This is a genomic window from Legionella jamestowniensis (genome assembly GCF_001467745.1).
In the GTDB taxonomy this organism is placed as follows: Bacteria; Pseudomonadota; Gammaproteobacteria; order Legionellales; family Legionellaceae; genus Tatlockia; species Tatlockia jamestowniensis.
Window position 1 is genome coordinate 448639 of sequence record NZ_LNYG01000013.1, and the last position, 16297, is coordinate 464935.

Below are 16297 nucleotides of genomic sequence, written 5' to 3' on the forward strand. Positions count from 1 at the left end.
TGTTCGTCCCACCATTCCTTTAGCCAGTGAAACATGATTATAACTCCACTTTTTCTGACTCATCAGCATGCCCCATCGTTAACCATAATCAGTAAGGAAAAATCATCAATGTAGGACAATGATAGCCCTTCTTTCCCCCCTTCTTACTTTAGAAGAAATCTTCTCTCAGATTATGGTGTTCCTGGCTCCGAAAACTTGGCTGACTTGTTGCTCTCAATATCGGCAAGATCATCTAAACTTCTGGTTCTTTTGAGCAAACCAAATCTCCCTAGATTGGGACTTACTCTTGCTGCATCTATACAATGAAGACCAAAGTCCGCGAGGACTTCCATTTGTTCTGGGGGTAGTTTCAATCTGTTTCTACTAAATTGATAATATGTCTTCTTTGCTTTGACTGAGTAAGTACTATCTGTTTGCATTTGCTGATTAATAAATTCTTTAATAACCGTAGGCAGCGGTTGGTCTACCAAAAGACAAGCACCCACAATAATATCGCGAAATTTCTTGCCACAACTACTTGTAATAGTATCGATAAAAAGTGTGCGATTGAGTGGATCCCTAACTTCACTTAACGAGAGTTGATGAGTTTCACCCTCCACTGTTGCTAGAGTGCGCAAACTACCTTCAGCATTCGAACGTTTTTCATTTTGTAATTCTCTGCGAGCTGTCAAATGCTTTGCCAGGGGTCCCAATTCGTCCTTACCAAGGCGAGCATAATTGCAAGCTACTAGTGCATCAACGGCTTGAGAGACAAGTGCCGTAAACTGCTCATCATTTAAAATGTGCTTTGGGTCTTCTTGATCAAAATTCAATAATTCACTCCATTTCTTTTGCTCGGCAACAGCTATAGCCACAGCCACTTGTGCGTGGATAAGGGATGTTGCCTTAATCTCAACAAGACTAAGGGTATCCCGAATGCCCTTCGCTGCATCAAGTTGCTCTTGGAGTTTCATTATTTCAATCTGAATATTTTCATCGTCTTCCGCTTCTGCCAGATTAGAAAGATCGTCTTGGCATGCATGAAGTTGTTTTTCTATCACAGGTATTTGACGAACTTTTTCAGGAAGCGCACTCCAAACCCATTGCTCAAAGAGTCGGTCAATGGTAGCTAGTTTACATTCATGAAAATAGAGTTCTAATTGTCTATCTTGCTCCTCTTTTGCGTCTAAATATTTAACCATAGGAAATTTAGCATGCCATGCCTTAAGCAGCTCATCCCCTGCGATAACTGCTTGTTCACTAGTTTCAGGCAGGGCTGTAAGGATGTATCCGATACCTGTTGGTCCACTATTATCGATAGCAACAATTAAAGAACGACAATCCCGGGCAGAAGCTCTCATGCCCGCTAACGTATCTTTATCAAATAATCGCAATTGTTTACCGCTGTTAAGAAAAAATGTAGGGGTCTCGGGGATGGTTTGAAGCACAGGGTCAACCAGAGCATCAACTTTGGCAAATAAACGCGTTGTATCTTTAATCTCTCTTTTTTGCTGCATATCAAATCCTCCAGTGAAACGACAGGTTATAGAGCACCCTGCGAGAAACTTATCTTTACTTACTAAAAATAGGCATAAATATGTCAAAAAATGGGGCTGAAAGGTAAGTAGATTTACATCTTAGCAGGTTTTAAAATTTAGAACAGAGCACGGTCTACTGTGGCTAAGCTCAACTTCTACCCGTTCTTGCTTATCAAAACACTGGATGGATGGGCACCCAATAAATATTCCGATTTTAACAAACAAGCTATTGATATGTTGTAATAAATAGAGATGTATATTTTAGTTAGATAAAGGGCGTTTCTTCACTACCCTGTGTTTCTATTTCCAACGAATAAAAAACAAAAAAGTAATTATGTTATTTTTTTCTAGGTTTATTTTAAATGGTCTTTAGAGAGTAAATTGGAAAATGTAATTTAATTAATTAGATTGATTTAATATAACGCATGACAAATATGATAGAATAATCCTCTTTTAACAAAATAGCGATGTATCGACGTGAAATCTACTGAGGATCCTACTTTTCCTGCAAGTATGGATAGGCTTTCTTTTTGTTCTTTGCCCTTGCGTGAGGAATTATTAACCAATATTTCTTCATTAAACTATAAAAATACGACACCCATCCAAGCGCAAAGTTTGCCTATTATGCTTAATGGGAGTGATCTCATCGCTCAATCTAAAACAGGTAGTGGAAAAACGGCTGCCTTTGGATTAGCACTATTGAATCTTTTGAAAGTAGAACTCTTTGCCGTCCAAGCTTTGGTTCTATGTCCAACACGTGAATTAGCCGAGCAAGTTAGCCAAGCCTTGCGACGCTTTGCTCGTCTTTTGCCAAATGTCAAAATTCTTAATCTATCAGGCGGTATGCCCATGAAACCGCAGCTTGATTCGCTAAGACATGGAGCCCACATAATTGTAGGAACTCCGGGGCGAGTACAAAAACATTTGACTAAAGAATCTCTGTCATTGCGTCATTTACGCATGTTGATTTTGGATGAGGCTGACAGAATGCTAGACATGGGTTTTTTTGATGCAATAAAAGAAGTCCTTTCTTTTTGTCCTCAAAAACGACAAACCTTGTTGTTTTCGGCAACTTATCCAGCGCAAATTAAACAACTTTCCAGCGAATTTCTGCACGATCCCAAACACATAATCATAGAAGAGCTTGAAAACAATCTTGATATTGAGCAATGTTTTTATGAGGTTTCAAATCAGGCCAACAAATTTTCGCTATTAAAGGCGCTATTAGTCCATCACCAAGCGAGTTCAACCCTCATTTTTTGTAATACTAAAGAACAAACCACGCAATTAACTAACCTGCTAAATAAAGAAGGTTTTAGTGCCATACCATTACATGGAGACTTGGAACAAATTGAGCGCGATCAAGCAATGATCCGATTCGTTAATCAAAGTTGCTCGATTTTGGTGGCTACTGATGTGGCAGCTCGAGGTTTGGATATCAAAGAATTACCCATGGTTATCAATTATGAACTTTCTTTTGAACATGATGTTCATATTCATCGTATAGGGCGTACTGGACGTGCGGGTAATAGTGGGATCGCATTAAGTATAACTACCCCCTCCGATGCCGAACGAATTTGTTTGATTGAACAGCATTTGGCAGAACCGTTGCGTTGGGGAAATATAAATACATTAACCAATTCTAACATCACGATAAAATTACCTCTCATGGTGACTTTATGTCTTAGCGCAGGAAAAAAGGATAAAATTAGTCCGGGTGATATTCTGGGTGCTTTAACAAAAGACGCAGGCATAGTGGGAGATAAAATTGGTAAAATCAATATTTCTGCACTTTATTCCTATGTGGCAATAGAACGAAGTCAAGCCGATAAAGCATTTCGCTATTTTCAAAATGGAAAATTGAAAGGACGACGAGTGGGTGTGAAACGACTCCAATAATCGATCGTTTTTTTCCTATCAGGCTAAAAAGTAGCTCTCGTTATAAGTTTAATTTTAATCCAATCTAGGACAGCAATAATATTATGCAAACAGGTACAGTAAATCGTTTCAACAAAATTAAAGGTTATGGTTTCATCACTGCGGATACTGATGGTAAGGAAGTATTTGTTCATTTTTCTCAAGTTCAAACACAAGGCTATAAGGAATTAAAAGACGGACAACGTGTTAGTTATATTTTAGAACATGGTGACAGAGGTGAATTTGCAACTCAGGTGAAGGTAATTGATTAAGTAGTTTTTAGAAGAAGACGACCAAAAGAGGCTGTGTACATGTTAGAAATTCGCAAGTTAAGTATGGGGTTTGGTAAAAAATCCTTATTTCAAGATGTTGATTTGATATTATTACCTACCAACCGGTATGGAATCGTGGGAGCAAATGGGACTGGTAAATCAACTTTTTTAAAAATTTTAGCAGGTGAAGAATCTTCTATCAATGGCACTGTTGAAAAAGCAAAAAGCCTTAACATTGGCATTTTAAAACAAGATCATTTCCGTTATGAGGAAGATCGCCTCATAGATGTGGTAATTCAGGGAAATAGTATCTTATGGGCAGCACTGACTGAAAAAGATAAATTATATACAAGCGAAAATTTCACCGAAGAAGATGGATATCGTCTCAGTGAATTAGAAGAAATTATAATGCAACAAGAAGGGTATGAAGCAGAATCCACCGCCAAAAATTTATTACTTGGGTTAGGTATCGCCGAAAAATACCATTATGGCCCTCTGATGGCTTTATCGGGAGGCTATAAATTACGTGTCTTACTTGCGCAAGTTCTTTTTCAAAAGCCCGATATTATGTTGCTTGATGAACCGACCAACCATTTAGATATTGTATCCATTGCATGGTTAGAACAATTCTTAAAAACATTCTTTACTGGTTTGCTAATTTTTATTTCGCATGACCGGGGTTTTCTCAATAATGTTTCTACCCATATCCTTGATATTGATTACGACACAATTCTTAATTATCCAGGAAACTACGATAAATTTGTGAAAGCTAAAGAGGAAAGGCTTTTTCTGAAACAATGTGAATTAAAAAATCAAGAAAAGAAAATTGAGGCCATGCAAACCTTTGTTGATCGTTTTGGAGCAAAAGCGAGTAAAGCAAGTCAAGCAGCTTCCCGGCAAAAAATGATTGATAAAATTCAGTTAGTAGAAATAAAGGACTCAAATATTTTTAAGCCTTTTTTTAATTTCCAACAAAAAAAGCCTACTGGTAAATCGGTAATTAACGTTTCGGATATCCATAAACACTTTAATGAAAAAATATTATTGAGGGGTGCAACATTCGCTCTAAATCGTGGTGATAAATGTGCAATTATCGGCCCAAATGGCATTGGTAAATCAACGCTATTAAAAATTTTATTAGATGAACTTAAACCCGATCAAGGTCAATTTGAATGGAGTGAAGCTGTAAATGTGGGCTATTTTTCTCAAGATTACCGTACGCAATTAGACCCGGGACAAACCGTTTTGCAATGGCTTGAAGATCATGTTGTTGCATCATCACAAGATATAAGAAAAGTATTAGGTCAAGTGCTCTTTCGCGGCTCCGATGTTGATAAAAAAATTGCTATGTTAAGCGGTGGAGAATCGGCCAGATTAGTAATGGCGAAACTCATTTTAGAAAAACACAATTGCCTTATACTGGATGAGCCGACAAATCACTTAGATCTGGAATCCATAGACGCATTAATCGAATCGCTACAAGCATTTCCTGGCACTGTACTATTTGTTAGTCATAACCGCCATTTTATAGATAGTATCTCAACACGCGTTTTGGTTTTAACTGAACAATACGGCGCACAGAATTACTTAGGAAATTATAAAGATTATTTAGAGCAATTTGGGAAGGATTATCTTACTAAAGCATAACCTTTAATCGAATTGCCCACATCGTTTTCTTTTAAATTACTCAAATTTTACGGGAACTATCTACCCTTGCTAATTACCACAACATACCGTCTAAAGAAATCTATACTTTTTAAGCTGAAATAATAAAGCTAAAGATTAAAAATACTTTGTAGTGACAAAGGTTCTGCGATTATTATCTCCTTTTCAACACGAGATAATTGTTTGATGTAGCGCTCTATTTTCAAAGCTTTTGCTTTACCCTCAGAAACTTCCCATGTTTGAGAAATTTTAATTGGTTTAAAACTACGCGTATATTTACACTTACTACTTCCATCCACATGAGATTTAAACCGCTTATCTAAGTTATTCGTTATTCCAGTGTAGTAAGTATTATTTGCACAAAGCAAAATATAAACCCAGTAAGATGCACTATCATTTCTGGTACTCATTTAGTGTCTGTCACTATAAGTCCTTAGTGTCTAATTAAGTGATTAATCAGACTTATTAATGCTTGTTGAGAGGGAGAGTCTATCACCAAACTCTTTCAATGTTAGTTTCTCACTAATAAGAGTTAACTACATTTTAATGTATCAGTTTTCATCCCATTCTTTTTAACAGAATAAATAATTATCTTATATATTGATGGGGCTGCTAGATGCTTACATCATAATATTGGTATATAATAAATATTTCCGTTAACTATGAAGCCTTCTGACGTAATGTTTCTACCGCTTGCAAATCTTCCTCTTGAACTAAACATTCTAATTACCCAATTTTGTCTAAAAATGACTGGTTCTCCCTTCGGCTAGTCAATTCAGCATGGAAATCTATAGTAAGCGCCGCAGCAACAGCTCACCTCGACTCTATACAACAAGATCAGTTATCTCAATTAATGTCTACCGACTATGAATTTCTTTTACAAAAATTAATAGAAGAAGTTAAGCGCCTTCGAAAGCAGTCGAATAGAGGAACCGTGAGAGATACAGAGGAAAAATTACAATTAATAGGTACGTCTATTCAAAATTTGCAGGAACCACTCGCTAAATTCTTATTACTCAAGGAGCAATTAGAAAATATAGACCTAGCTTTATCTAAGAAATATAGTTCTATCCACTCATTTTTTGCGAAAGAAATGGGCAGAAATAGCAATTATAAGCCACTGAAAGATATTATTAAGCCTGTACTTGAGACTTGCACTAATTTTAGTGAATCCCCTTGGTTTCAAAAAATGTTAATTTGCATTAAATTGTGCCCTGAACATCAAGTAAGTCAATCATTTAATCAAGCCATTTTGAAAGTGGCAGAACGAAAGGAAAGTATGGCTAATGTGGAGGTTAAAAAACATAATTCTAACATAATTAACATGTTCCCAAGCTTTTCTTCTGAAGAAAAAAGTATATCTATACCAGTAGACCTAAACCTCTCTCTTTTTTCAATACCGAAAATTACAATTACACCTGAATTAAAGCCCAATAGAAGTATAAAGCGAAATCCTTAATAAAAATCTTACCTAGGCTAGCGCATAGAAGTAAGATTTGATTATACGATTAGACTTAAGCGACTGAATTTAATTAAAAGACTTTACTTACTAATTCCGCAACAAGAGATAATCTTATTTGAATCCGATATGAATAAAAACAAACCGCATTCTTATGTAAAATTTTAGAATCTATTTTAAATAATTCATTAAAAATCATGCCTATTTCTTTAGAAGCTTGACTAAGAATATTATGATTATTCCCATCAATTAATTCATTAGCCACCAAAGGCTCCAATCCATCCAATGCTAAGAAGGCAAAGAGGCAAGAATCATTAATAGCTATCATCCTGTGCTACTCCAATAATTCTTGAATTGTTTTTAAAGGCAGAAATAATTTAAATTTGTTTTCTGGGAATGCTATGAACCCATAATGCTTATAAAATTTTATAGCATTATTATCTTTAGCCTGAACTATTATGGTATTAATTCCAATTTGCTTACTTACTGCTAAACTTCGCTTTAAAGCATCGACTAAAAGTAACCCCCCTAAGCCTTTCCCTTTATATTTTTCATCTACTGCCAATCTTCCCAATAAAACTCCAGGTACTAGTGGATATTTGGGCAATCTTTTTATTAAATCTTCCGGTAATTCTCCAGGAAATACTCCTATTGTTGAAATTGAGTAATACCCTAAAACGGTATTTCCAACTTGCTCAGTTAAAACATAAGTGGCAGACATATTTTTTTTTATGTCTTGGCTTGCTTGTGTCTGAAGATAGCGATCGAGTTCAATCCTTCCGCAAGAAAAATTTTTCCTATTATGTTTACCCAGTTGCTCAATTACATATTCTTCTTGTTCTTCTGTCATTTAGATTTAACATCCTTCTTATATCGTTTAGCGGCTTTCATCAAATTTTCACTGGGCTTAGGTGGATTTAATAAAGCGTGAATAAAAATAGCTCTATCAGCTTCCGATAATTTAAGTTGTTCATATTCCTCAATTACACGTCGTGCTGCTTCATAAGCTGAGTTCACGACAAAATCAGTAAGACTAATACCTCTAAGAGTGGCGGCATTTTTTAAAACTGATTTTTTTTCAGAGCTAATCCTAGCCTCCAATCGTCCGACTTCTTTTGAATGTTTAGATAAATGTACCATCGTTTGTATCTCCTATTTATATTTTATATTATACGGCAAATTGCCGTATTATCAAATTCTAACCTATAATTATATTTATAAGTGCCTAAATTTTTTATGAGGTTTCGTATGGCAAGAAAACGGCAACATTATCTCCCGACAACATATTTAAAGGGATTTTGCAATCAAAAAGGAATGCTGTGGACATATGATAAGCAAAAATATGATAACCCCTGGGAATGTAAACCAGAGAAAACCGCATTTGAAAAGTATTTATATAACTTTGAAGACACCAGCACTGAAAATCGAGAAATAATAGAAAAATATTTTGCAGAAGAAATAGAGGGGCCTGCTGCTGAACCTCTTGAAAATTTAAGAAATAAAATCTTTCCAGATAAGGATAGCCGGCAAAAGTTGGCGTTATTTTTTGGATTTTTACTAACTCGCTCTCCTATGCAACTTGCGAAATTGAAAAACCAAGCCGACCTTGAATTTGATGCGTTTATAAGGGCATGTACTACAGATAAAGAATATTTTGCGGAAGGTTATAAGAAAACTGGAATAACAGCCTCAAATGAAGAAATTGAAGAAGATAGATTGGCAATCCTCAATGGTGAGATATCTCTATATATTAATCGAAATAGTTCTTTAAATAACATGATGGCACTAGGCTTTATCTTTTCAGAATATTTTGTTGACATGAAGTGGGCTCTGATTGAATCTGTCGAAAATGCATATATTACTACAGATAATTTATTAAACATTTTAAACCATTCCAATCTGGAGCATCGGTTTGCAAATCTTTAACTTGAGCAAGTGGGTCACCTGCTAATAATGGGCGATGTTGATGAAGCCATCGGCCAACATGCCGAATTGTTGCCATCGTTCGATTAATTGAAGTGGCTTTATAAGGTTTTCCAGTTTTTTCAGAAACAGTTTTGCATAAATGTTTTTGAAAATGTTTGCTAACAGCCGGTGTCCAACTATCCACCAAATCATGCCCTACTTCCATTTGAAAGAAATTTATAAATTTGGACAAGTCTTTCATTTTGGCTTGTTCAGTTTTTTCAGGAGCCCCTTTCACATGTACTGAGTAATAATAAGACAACCAGGCTGATAGTGAATTTGTATCAAAATGAACATCAAGGGATGAAAAATCTTATCTATCACAAACCAAACTTTCGATTTTTCGAAATTTGCTCATCCAGTAAATTCATAGGGTCTCATTTTTATTTTTTCACCATTACACCCTGTTTGTGATGGATAAGGTACGCTATCTAGCTCAAATAATTATTTGAACTTTATATATTGAATTTACTAAATACAAATGAAGAAATTATGATTATTCCCTTGTCTCAATGCTCCCTTGTGTGTAGGCTTTGCCACATTTATAGTGTTTATAAAAGTTCTTAGAATGCAGTCAAACCATTTCTTTAAAAATAAAAAAGCTGATACTCCAATTATCGGGCGACACTCAAGAAAATCTGAATTAAAAAAAGAAAAATTAAAGCAAATCAATCGTTCTCTTTCATTTGATAGTTTTTTTACCAAAGCATTAGAAGAACCTAACTATAACGATAGTAGTTCAACTCACCCTATCGAAAACAGTTCTACTCATTGCGAGGATCCTTTTAATCACGATTGGGTAAATGTTATGTGGGGTTGGGCTAATGGTAAATTTTAGCCTGAGATGGCTTTCGCTGATTGATGCACAGGAAGTATATAATGGAAAAATTGATAAGTATCCAATTTAACTGAAAATTTTACTGCCAAATGTGTTTCAGACAATAAAGGATTTAAACTTGATATTAAAAAGTATCCGTTTTTTACCAGCAACAATTTCTGATATCCAAGACATATTGGAGTTAATGAAACGATCTAGATCACACTATCATCCAGGTAAAGAAGATTATATTAATGATTTTTGTTAACATTTGGGGACCACGAGCATATTATGTTGAAGATCATATATTAATCAAAGCACTCTTTTGTAATCAGTTTATTGAAATCATTGGCATGAGAGGGCCGACTATAAAGAGAGACTATGCAGAACTCGATCTCTTATTTCTTGACAGTCAATTTGTAGGAAAAGGGTATGGGCGTTTATTATGGAATGAAGTTATAAATACTTCCAAAAATCAAGACTGGAGGTTTTTTCGTTTTATTTCTGACAATATTCCCCAAATCATAGGGTTCTATAAATACATGGGGGCAAAACAAGTTGGTGAAATTAGTCTAATTACGGGAAATTTTCCAATTATGGAATTCTGGATTTAACGAACACAGGAATATATAAAATTAACTAATACGATAACTTTTTGCTTAGAGGCGGAACTATTTATTGATGGTAATGTAACCATCCCCTAAATAGTTGTATTCCTGATTAGAGTTCTCCAAGTTAAACTACCACTAAGGAGAACGAAGATGAAAAAATCGCGTTAGCGATTTCATCAGCTTAAAAGAATTCTGTGGTCTTATGGTCAAATAATACATCTGGGAACTACTGCCATTTTACAGTGTAGAAATAATTCTTCCAGCGTAATTCAGCAGTAGTGCTCTCTGATATTGAGGTCACTCCTGCAGGAGTCCCGGTATAAATTATATCACCCGCTTTTAAGGGAAAAAATTGGCTGATATAAACCAATAAATCTTCTGGGTACATCATCATATCCGTCCCTTTTGCGCATTGCCGGAGGGTTCCATCAAGGAGTAATTGGAATTCAGCACTCATATATTCATTAAATTGTTCATAGGGAATCCAAGGTCCAATAATAGCAGCATCTTTAAACACTTTTGATGTAGTCCATGGATGGCCTTGTTTTTTTAACTTTGCTTGACGTGCTCTTAGAGTCATTTCAAGACCAAGAGTTATATCTGCAATAGCGTTTCTCGCGTCTTCAATTGTCATTTTGTATCCATCCTGAGCTAGACGAAGCGCAATTTCGCATTCTGGTTGCACCTCAGTGTCTTCATGAGGGAAACCAACCTGGATTTGTTCTCCCCAACCAGAGACTTGTCTAAGAACACTCGCTGGTTTTAAGAAGAGTACCGGTTTTTCTGGTACTTCATCACCAAGCTCTTTGGCATGTTCAAGATAATTTTTTCCTACACAAATTATTTTATCAAAAGACATAAATTTTTACCTTACGGATTAAGGATTAACTATTAATAAACTTATAGGTAAATGAACTTTTATCATATTTTAATAACCCTATCTAGATTAAATCTTGACAAAGAAATGACTCACATCCTCAAAATTTAGAAAAATACAAAAGATAAAAGTTATCTCCATTTAAAACATCATTAGCATTAACTGCATTAGAAATTACGGCACATAAACGTTATTCATTTAGAGCTAAACAAAAATATGATGGTTGAAGTAAAACTTCAAACATCAAAAAATTTAACTTTTAAATAAATTTTTATAAACTCAGTTAGAAAATGAAATCCGTTTCAAAAGATAAGCAGCTCTATAGGCTTTTCCCACACATCCAATGACAATAGAAATGAAATGCCCAAATTCTAGAGGTTTGTGATAAAAAGGGTACGTTATATGTCTCAAATAAAAATTTTCATTAGTCTTAATTTAATTAGATTACCCGCCATCTATCACTTCACACCCACCTTTACCCTACGGAGGCGACACGAGAAATAAATCCATTTGCAATAATATCGAACCAACACTTCATAGCCTGACATCCATAGATCTTTCGACGCAAATTTCGTCTATTAAGGAAATTTTATGCTCCCTCAAATTCAAGATGAGGATTTAAAGCCTTCCATGTTTGCCCTCGAGATTAGAACACGCTCACAATTGATGCGACTCTAAATTCATGCTCCATAAATAGTTAAAATAAACCCTATTTGTATATATCTTAACCTTTTCTTAAGCTAACTATGCCAAAATAAACTCATGACATACCCCATGGAATAAAATCATGTTAGGGAAATATGAAATCAGTGCAAAAACATTAGAAAATAAGTATCAAAAATTTTGGTCCCCTGCAGATTCAGTCTTTGAAAACACCAAAAGGGTGTTAGAAAATTTTTGCGCCCGAGAGCTGTTAAAATGGGCCCCATCCATGTTTCAACGCGTGGGAAAACATCGTGGAGAACATGAAGTCCAACTCGTACAAAAAATTTTGAGAAATAGTTCAATATCCACCGCTGAAGAGCTAATACATGCTATTAATAAAGAGGTTAAGCTTTATGAGCCCGATAGTTCTTTGTTGCGCAGGATGCAATTTATTTGTAATAAATTGAATTTGCCTTATCAAATTAAAGCCGAAGAAAAAGGCATTTCTTTAGAGATTGAGGTTTCCAAAGCATTAGATGAGCACCTAAGTAATTCAATGCAAATCAATAACCCAGTAAGTTTATTGGATATTAATAATCCCGTGAGTAAAGAAGCTGCGTTATCCTCCACCTTATTAAACTCTTATAAAAAATATCCCTTATTAGACCAATATTCGGATCCTTCGACGGTTAGACAAGAAAATGATGATTATCAACAGGTAACCATTACGAAGGATCCTAATAATCTAGTAGATGGTGTGAACTACTTGTATGTAATAACAGAAAGTGGTGAAACCTGGTTTGCCCCACAATTTAGCAAGTCAAAAAAACTGACACACGGCGGGTTAATTCGTAAAGCGCTCAATATATCCGAGCATATGCCTACTCCGCCTGTTCTTGCAGGAGGAGCTGTCGTAAAGTATCAGAACAATTTTTTTATGAATCTGGCAAGTGGTCATTTCACACCCGAGGTGGAAGCCTATTTCCCCACTGCAGAAATTTTATTTAATAAACTTGGAAAAGATTTCACTATAAGTGTACAGATGCATCATTATAAGAGTTTAAGAGTGGATAGTTGCGATCAATTGGGTTTTGTTCAAGTAGCGAATACGCGCTCTTTTAAACTGGAACTCTTAGACTATATTGGTAATGAGTACAATTCTCCTGTAAATCGTGACATAGCAGTGAAATTATTTAACGCTATTAATATTGCCGGTGAGAAGTTTGATGCAGACGCCAACTTTGATAGGGAAGAATTACAAGGCTTGTTTAATGATGAAAAATTAATTGCTATTGTTCAACGCTATAAAGATTTCTGTCCTGAAATGATTCAAGAATTTAATCCTGATGATTCACCTACCCGTAAGTTTGGTTAAACAGGATTAGCACTGTCTATAAAATGATGTTCTAATTGAAAATGTGACGCCAAGTGATCCCCCAACGCCTGAATACCATAGCGTTCAGTGGCATGATGACCGCAAGCAAAATAGTGGATCCCTAATTCCTTTGCTTGATAATAGGTCCGTTCTGAAATTTCCCCACTAATGTAAGCATCTACACCCAGTTTACTGGCTTCCTCAATAAAATCCTGTGCCGCACCACTACACCAGGCAACGGATTGAATTAACTTGTTTGAGCCTTCTATGAATAAAGGTGCCCTATTCAACTTTGCCTGCAATTGCAGTAAAAATTCATTCGTAGCTTTAGGTTCATCAAGTTTACCCGACCAGAGAAGATTCGGTGTTTTACCAACATCATGCATTCTACAGGATTTAATATTGAAAAGTTTTGCCAAACAAGCGTTGTTTCCAATTTCAGGATGACAATCAAGTGGTAAATGATAAGCAAAAAGAGAAATATTTTCGCGAAGCAATTTGGCAATTCGCTGTCGTTTCATGCCAGTGATTACAGGCTCTTCACCTCGCCAAAAATACCCATGATGAACCAGTAAAACGTCCGCATGTAATAAAATTGCATGGTCTATTACTTCTGCAGAAGCAGTAACCGCCGAACAGATACGTTTAATGTTTTCCCTACCTTCAATCTGCACACCATTAGGGGCATAATCATTAAAATTATTGCACCCTAAAAATTCGTGCAGATAATGGGCGAGCTTATCACGCAAATTCACCGCGCGGAGGCCCTCTTAATATCGGCACCTAGCATCGATAATTTTTCTTCGATTCGCTCATATCCCCTATCCACATGGTAAACACGCTCAACAGACGTTTCCCCTTCAGCAGCGAGTCCTGCCAAAATTAAACTTGCAGAAGCACGTAAATCTGTGGCCATTACGGGAGCACCGGTTAATTTTTCAATCCCGGTAATCATTGCAGTATTACCATTCAATTGAATTTGAGCACCCATCCGTTGTAATTCCTGCACGTGCATAAAACGATTCTCAAAAATATTTTCAATAACCGATGAGGTACCGTCAGCAATAGTATTTAATGCCATAAATTGCGCTTGCATATCTGTGGGAAATGCAGGATAGGGTGCCGTCGAAATATTTACAGCTTGCGGACGAAGCCCATGCATGTTCAATGTGACCCAATCTTCTCCAATGGACAACTCTGCCCCTGCTTCTTCGAATTTGCATAACATCGACAACAAATTATCAGGTTTCACACGACGCACCGTTACTTTACCTCGAGTGATAGCGCCAGCAGTAAGATAAGTACCCGCTTCAATGCGATCTGGCATGACGGAATAAGCGCCCCCTGAGAGAGCAGGAACGCCTTCTACTTCGATAGTACCGCTACCAGCGCCAGTAATCTTAGCGCCCATATGATTCAGAAAATTAGCCAAATCAACGACTTCGGGTTCCCGTGCAGCATTTTTAATAAGGGTTTTACCTTCGGCAAGAACAGCTGCCATTAATACGTTTTCTGTACCGGTAACCGTAACTGAGTCAAATACCAGCGTTTTTCCTTGCAAACGTCCTTTTTTACAACGCGCCTTAATATAACCATTTTTTACTGTTATATCAGCACCCATTGCTTTCAATGCTTTAAGGTGTAAATCCACTGGTCGTGTACCAATGGCACAACCTCCTGGCAGGGAGACATCAGCTTGGCCAAAACGTGCTAATAAAGGCCCCAATACCACAATTGAAGCACGCATGGTTTTTACTAATTCATAAGGAGCTACATATTCATTAACCTGTGAAGCATCGACCTGTACATTCATTTTTTCATCAACAGTCAACTGGGCGCCTAGTTGCCCTAAAAGCTCCATCATCGTGGTAACATCTTTAAGATGGGGCACATTAGCAATGGTTACATTGTCGCTCGCAAGAAGTGTGGCCGCCATGATAGGTAATGCTGCATTCTTTGCTCCGGAAATAGTAACTTCTCCTTGCAAAGCCTTACCACCATTGATAATTAACTTATCCACGATTTTTCTCCCACTCTTCCTTTGTAAAAGTCTTCATACTGACAGCATGCAGACTACCGGATGTAATGTACTCTTTAAGTTTTCCATAAACCCATTGCTGCCTTGCCACCTTCGATTTCCCCAAAAATGCATCAGAAACAATAGTAAGTTGATAGTGGTAACCATCTCCTCCCACTTGAACAAAATCAACTTCTCCCGTTTCAGCAAGGCGTTTTTCTAATACCTCATTACTAATCATACAACTTATTCTCACTTTGCGTTTAATTCGTGTTTATTGAGTATGGCTTCTACCCCACAAAACTCTGCCAATGCATGAACCGCCTTGGGGACTCCTTCAATCTGGCAAATTTTGTTTTTTTGCGTACTTAATCTTTTAGCTTCAATTAACAGAGCAAGACCTGCACTATCACAGTGCGTTACTTCACTTAAATCAAATTTTATAACCTTCCCCCTCGCATCACGAAAATATTTAACTAACCGATCACGATCAGCCTGAACGGTTGAAAATGTCATCTCAGAGGACGGTTTGAATGCTTTGATTTCCACTTAAGCCGCCTTTTTTCCTGGTTGAGCACGCAATTGCCTGATAATTTCTTGCATGCTTGAATTTCTTAATGCTTCAGCAAATTGTGAACGGAAGCTTTGTAATAAACTGACTCCTTCCACGCTTAAGTCATAGATTTTCCAGTTGCCATTTTTAGAAACCAAACTATAACTTAAGGGTATATTTTGACCATTTGAGCGAATGATGACACTATTTACACGCAAAAACCGGTTTTCAAGAGAGCCACGGATCGGCAGAAATTTAATCTTTTCATCGGTATATTCAGCCAAAGGGGTCGCATAAGTACGAATCACCAGTTGAGTAAACTCTTGTGCGAATTGCTGTCTTTCACTGGGGGTGGCTTTATTCCAGGCTTGCCTGCCCAATACAGAACGGGACATTCCACTGACATCCACATTTGGCAAAAGATAACGCTGCACTGCTTGATGGATGATGCGGGGATTATTCTTTAGGTTTGCCTTGTTGTCTTTTAAAGTATCTATGATCTGATTTGCTGTATGCTCAAGCATTGGCAAGGGAGAGGACTGCGCCCACAACAATTGGGTAAGAGATAATATTCCTATAACAATTATCGATTTGATTGCTCTCATGG

Annotated in this window: 20 protein-coding genes; 8 read left to right on the plus strand and 12 right to left on the minus strand. The window is 36.6% G+C overall.

Annotation, left to right across the window (positions count from 1 at the left end; translation table 11 throughout):
• Positions 1-170: 170 nt before the first annotated feature.
• Entirely contained in the window at positions 171-1496 is a 1326-nt protein-coding gene (locus Ljam_RS06375) for a hypothetical protein (RefSeq protein WP_058449287.1), read from the minus strand.
• Positions 1497-2030: 534 nt separating this feature from the next.
• On the opposite strand from Ljam_RS06375, the gene dbpA reads away from it, so the two are divergent.
• The 3 genes from dbpA to Ljam_RS06390 all read left to right on the plus strand — a co-directional run bounded on the left by dbpA (position 2031) and on the right by Ljam_RS06390 (position 5353).
• Positions 2031-3416, plus strand: coding sequence for an ATP-dependent RNA helicase DbpA (dbpA, locus tag Ljam_RS06380; protein ID WP_058449288.1), 1386 nt, complete (start codon positions 2031-2033; stop codon positions 3414-3416).
• An 83-nt stretch (positions 3417-3499) separates the two neighbouring features.
• Positions 3500-3706, plus strand: a complete 207-nt coding sequence (locus Ljam_RS06385; RefSeq protein WP_058449289.1) for a cold-shock protein — start codon at positions 3500-3502, stop codon at positions 3704-3706.
• Between the two features lie 39 nt (positions 3707-3745).
• Complete coding sequence (locus Ljam_RS06390) at positions 3746-5353, plus strand: ABC-F family ATP-binding cassette domain-containing protein (RefSeq protein WP_058449290.1); 1608 nt, start codon at positions 3746-3748, stop codon at positions 5351-5353.
• Positions 5354-5481: 128 nt separating this feature from the next.
• Here Ljam_RS06390 and Ljam_RS06395 read toward each other — a convergent pair whose 3' ends face one another.
• Positions 5482-5781 (minus strand): GIY-YIG nuclease family protein, encoded by a 300-nt coding sequence (locus tag Ljam_RS06395; protein WP_058449291.1) that lies wholly within the window; start codon positions 5779-5781, stop codon positions 5482-5484.
• A 326-nt stretch (positions 5782-6107) separates the two neighbouring features.
• Between Ljam_RS06395 and Ljam_RS06400 the strand changes: the two genes are divergently transcribed.
• A complete protein-coding gene (locus tag Ljam_RS06400) occupies positions 6108-6830 on the plus strand; it encodes a hypothetical protein (RefSeq protein ID WP_238583703.1) in 723 nt (240 codons plus the stop codon).
• A gap of 73 nt (positions 6831-6903) precedes the next feature.
• On the opposite strand, the gene Ljam_RS06405 is transcribed toward Ljam_RS06400, so the two are convergent.
• From Ljam_RS06405 to Ljam_RS06415, 3 genes are read right to left on the minus strand one after another with little or no spacing between them, the layout of a single operon-like run.
• Positions 6904-7158, minus strand: coding sequence for a hypothetical protein (locus tag Ljam_RS06405; RefSeq protein WP_058449293.1), 255 nt, complete (start codon positions 7156-7158; stop codon positions 6904-6906).
• Positions 7159-7164: 6 nt separating this feature from the next.
• Complete coding sequence (locus tag Ljam_RS06410; protein ID WP_058449294.1) at positions 7165-7680, minus strand: GNAT family N-acetyltransferase; 516 nt, start codon at positions 7678-7680, stop codon at positions 7165-7167.
• Complete coding sequence (locus Ljam_RS06415) at positions 7677-7970, minus strand: type II toxin-antitoxin system TacA family antitoxin (RefSeq protein ID WP_058449295.1); 294 nt, start codon at positions 7968-7970, stop codon at positions 7677-7679. The genes Ljam_RS06410 and Ljam_RS06415 overlap by 4 nt, the downstream gene beginning before the upstream one ends.
• A 108-nt stretch (positions 7971-8078) precedes the next feature.
• On the opposite strand from Ljam_RS06415, the gene Ljam_RS06420 reads away from it, so the two are divergent.
• Complete coding sequence (locus Ljam_RS06420; protein WP_058449296.1) at positions 8079-8756, plus strand: DUF4238 domain-containing protein; 678 nt, start codon at positions 8079-8081, stop codon at positions 8754-8756.
• On the opposite strand, the gene Ljam_RS06425 is transcribed toward Ljam_RS06420, so the two are convergent.
• Positions 8692-9057: a hypothetical protein gene (locus Ljam_RS06425; RefSeq protein ID WP_238583704.1), complete on the minus strand. Its 366-nt coding sequence runs from the start codon at positions 9055-9057 to the stop codon at positions 8692-8694. The genes Ljam_RS06420 and Ljam_RS06425 overlap by 65 nt on opposite strands.
• 306 nt (positions 9058-9363) lie before the next feature.
• Here Ljam_RS06425 and Ljam_RS06430 point away from each other — a divergent pair, with 306 nt between their 5' ends.
• Together Ljam_RS06430 and Ljam_RS06435 are read left to right on the plus strand one after the other, a co-directional pair.
• A complete protein-coding gene (locus Ljam_RS06430) occupies positions 9364-9633 on the plus strand; it encodes a hypothetical protein (RefSeq protein ID WP_058449297.1) in 270 nt (89 codons plus the stop codon).
• A gap of 233 nt (positions 9634-9866) precedes the next feature.
• Positions 9867-10226, plus strand: coding sequence for a GNAT family N-acetyltransferase (locus Ljam_RS06435; protein ID WP_058449298.1), 360 nt, complete (start codon positions 9867-9869; stop codon positions 10224-10226).
• Between the two features lie 223 nt (positions 10227-10449).
• Here the strand turns inward: Ljam_RS06435 and Ljam_RS06440 are convergent, their stop codons facing one another.
• On the minus strand, positions 10450-11082 hold the full coding sequence (locus Ljam_RS06440) for a fumarylacetoacetate hydrolase family protein (protein ID WP_058449299.1): 633 nt from the start codon (positions 11080-11082) through the stop codon (positions 10450-10452).
• 805 nt (positions 11083-11887) lie between these two features.
• Here Ljam_RS06440 and Ljam_RS06445 point away from each other — a divergent pair.
• Positions 11888-13120, plus strand: coding sequence for a DUF5617 domain-containing protein (locus Ljam_RS06445; RefSeq protein WP_058449300.1), 1233 nt, complete (start codon positions 11888-11890; stop codon positions 13118-13120).
• Here Ljam_RS06445 and Ljam_RS06450 read toward each other — a convergent pair.
• Genes Ljam_RS06450 through Ljam_RS06470 form a run of 5 tightly spaced genes read right to left on the minus strand, consistent with a single transcriptional unit; the run spans position 13117 to position 16295 of the window.
• Positions 13117-13875 (minus strand): Nif3-like dinuclear metal center hexameric protein, encoded by a 759-nt coding sequence (locus Ljam_RS06450; RefSeq protein WP_082651590.1) that lies wholly within the window; start codon positions 13873-13875, stop codon positions 13117-13119. The two genes, Ljam_RS06445 and Ljam_RS06450, sit on opposite strands and share 4 nt — an antisense overlap.
• The gene (gene murA, locus Ljam_RS06455; protein WP_058449301.1) at positions 13872-15140 is read right to left on the minus strand and encodes a UDP-N-acetylglucosamine 1-carboxyvinyltransferase; all 1269 of its coding nucleotides are present in this window, start codon (positions 15138-15140) and stop codon (positions 13872-13874) included. The genes Ljam_RS06450 and murA overlap by 4 nt, the downstream gene beginning before the upstream one ends.
• Positions 15133-15378: a BolA family protein gene (locus tag Ljam_RS06460; RefSeq protein WP_058449302.1), complete on the minus strand. Its 246-nt coding sequence runs from the start codon at positions 15376-15378 to the stop codon at positions 15133-15135. Before Ljam_RS06460 ends, murA begins: the two co-directional genes overlap by 8 nt.
• An 11-nt stretch (positions 15379-15389) precedes the next feature.
• On the minus strand, positions 15390-15686 hold the full coding sequence (locus Ljam_RS06465) for an STAS domain-containing protein (RefSeq protein ID WP_058449303.1): 297 nt from the start codon (positions 15684-15686) through the stop codon (positions 15390-15392).
• Entirely contained in the window at positions 15687-16295 is a 609-nt protein-coding gene (locus tag Ljam_RS06470; RefSeq protein WP_058449304.1) for an MlaC/ttg2D family ABC transporter substrate-binding protein, read from the minus strand.
• Between the last annotated feature and the right edge of the window lie 2 nt (positions 16296-16297).

Bases quoted from the DNA above. Each gene is read 5' to 3' on its own strand.
- Ljam_RS06375 (WP_058449287.1), bottom strand. From the start codon at position 1,496: ATGCAGCAAAAAAGAGAGATTAAAGATACAACGCGTTTATTTGCCAAA.
- dbpA (WP_058449288.1), top strand. From the start codon at position 2,031: ATGGATAGGCTTTCTTTTTGTTCTTTGCCCTTGCGTGAGGAATTATTA.
- Ljam_RS06385 (WP_058449289.1), top strand. From the start codon at position 3,500: ATGCAAACAGGTACAGTAAATCGTTTCAACAAAATTAAAGGTTATGGT.
- Ljam_RS06390 (WP_058449290.1), top strand. From the start codon at position 3,746: ATGTTAGAAATTCGCAAGTTAAGTATGGGGTTTGGTAAAAAATCCTTA.
- Ljam_RS06395 (WP_058449291.1), bottom strand. From the start codon at position 5,781: ATGAGTACCAGAAATGATAGTGCATCTTACTGGGTTTATATTTTGCTT.
- Ljam_RS06405 (WP_058449293.1), bottom strand. From the start codon at position 7,158: ATGATAGCTATTAATGATTCTTGCCTCTTTGCCTTCTTAGCATTGGAT.
- Ljam_RS06410 (WP_058449294.1), bottom strand. From the start codon at position 7,680: ATGACAGAAGAACAAGAAGAATATGTAATTGAGCAACTGGGTAAACAT.
- Ljam_RS06415 (WP_058449295.1), bottom strand. From the start codon at position 7,970: ATGGTACATTTATCTAAACATTCAAAAGAAGTCGGACGATTGGAGGCT.
- Ljam_RS06420 (WP_058449296.1), top strand. From the start codon at position 8,079: ATGGCAAGAAAACGGCAACATTATCTCCCGACAACATATTTAAAGGGA.
- Ljam_RS06430 (WP_058449297.1), top strand. From the start codon at position 9,364: ATGCAGTCAAACCATTTCTTTAAAAATAAAAAAGCTGATACTCCAATT.
- Ljam_RS06435 (WP_058449298.1), top strand. From the start codon at position 9,867: ATGATTTTTGTTAACATTTGGGGACCACGAGCATATTATGTTGAAGAT.
- Ljam_RS06440 (WP_058449299.1), bottom strand. From the start codon at position 11,082: ATGTCTTTTGATAAAATAATTTGTGTAGGAAAAAATTATCTTGAACAT.
- Ljam_RS06445 (WP_058449300.1), top strand. From the start codon at position 11,888: ATGTTAGGGAAATATGAAATCAGTGCAAAAACATTAGAAAATAAGTAT.
- Ljam_RS06460 (WP_058449302.1), bottom strand. From the start codon at position 15,378: ATGATTAGTAATGAGGTATTAGAAAAACGCCTTGCTGAAACGGGAGAA.
- Ljam_RS06470 (WP_058449304.1), bottom strand. From the start codon at position 16,295: ATGAGAGCAATCAAATCGATAATTGTTATAGGAATATTATCTCTTACC.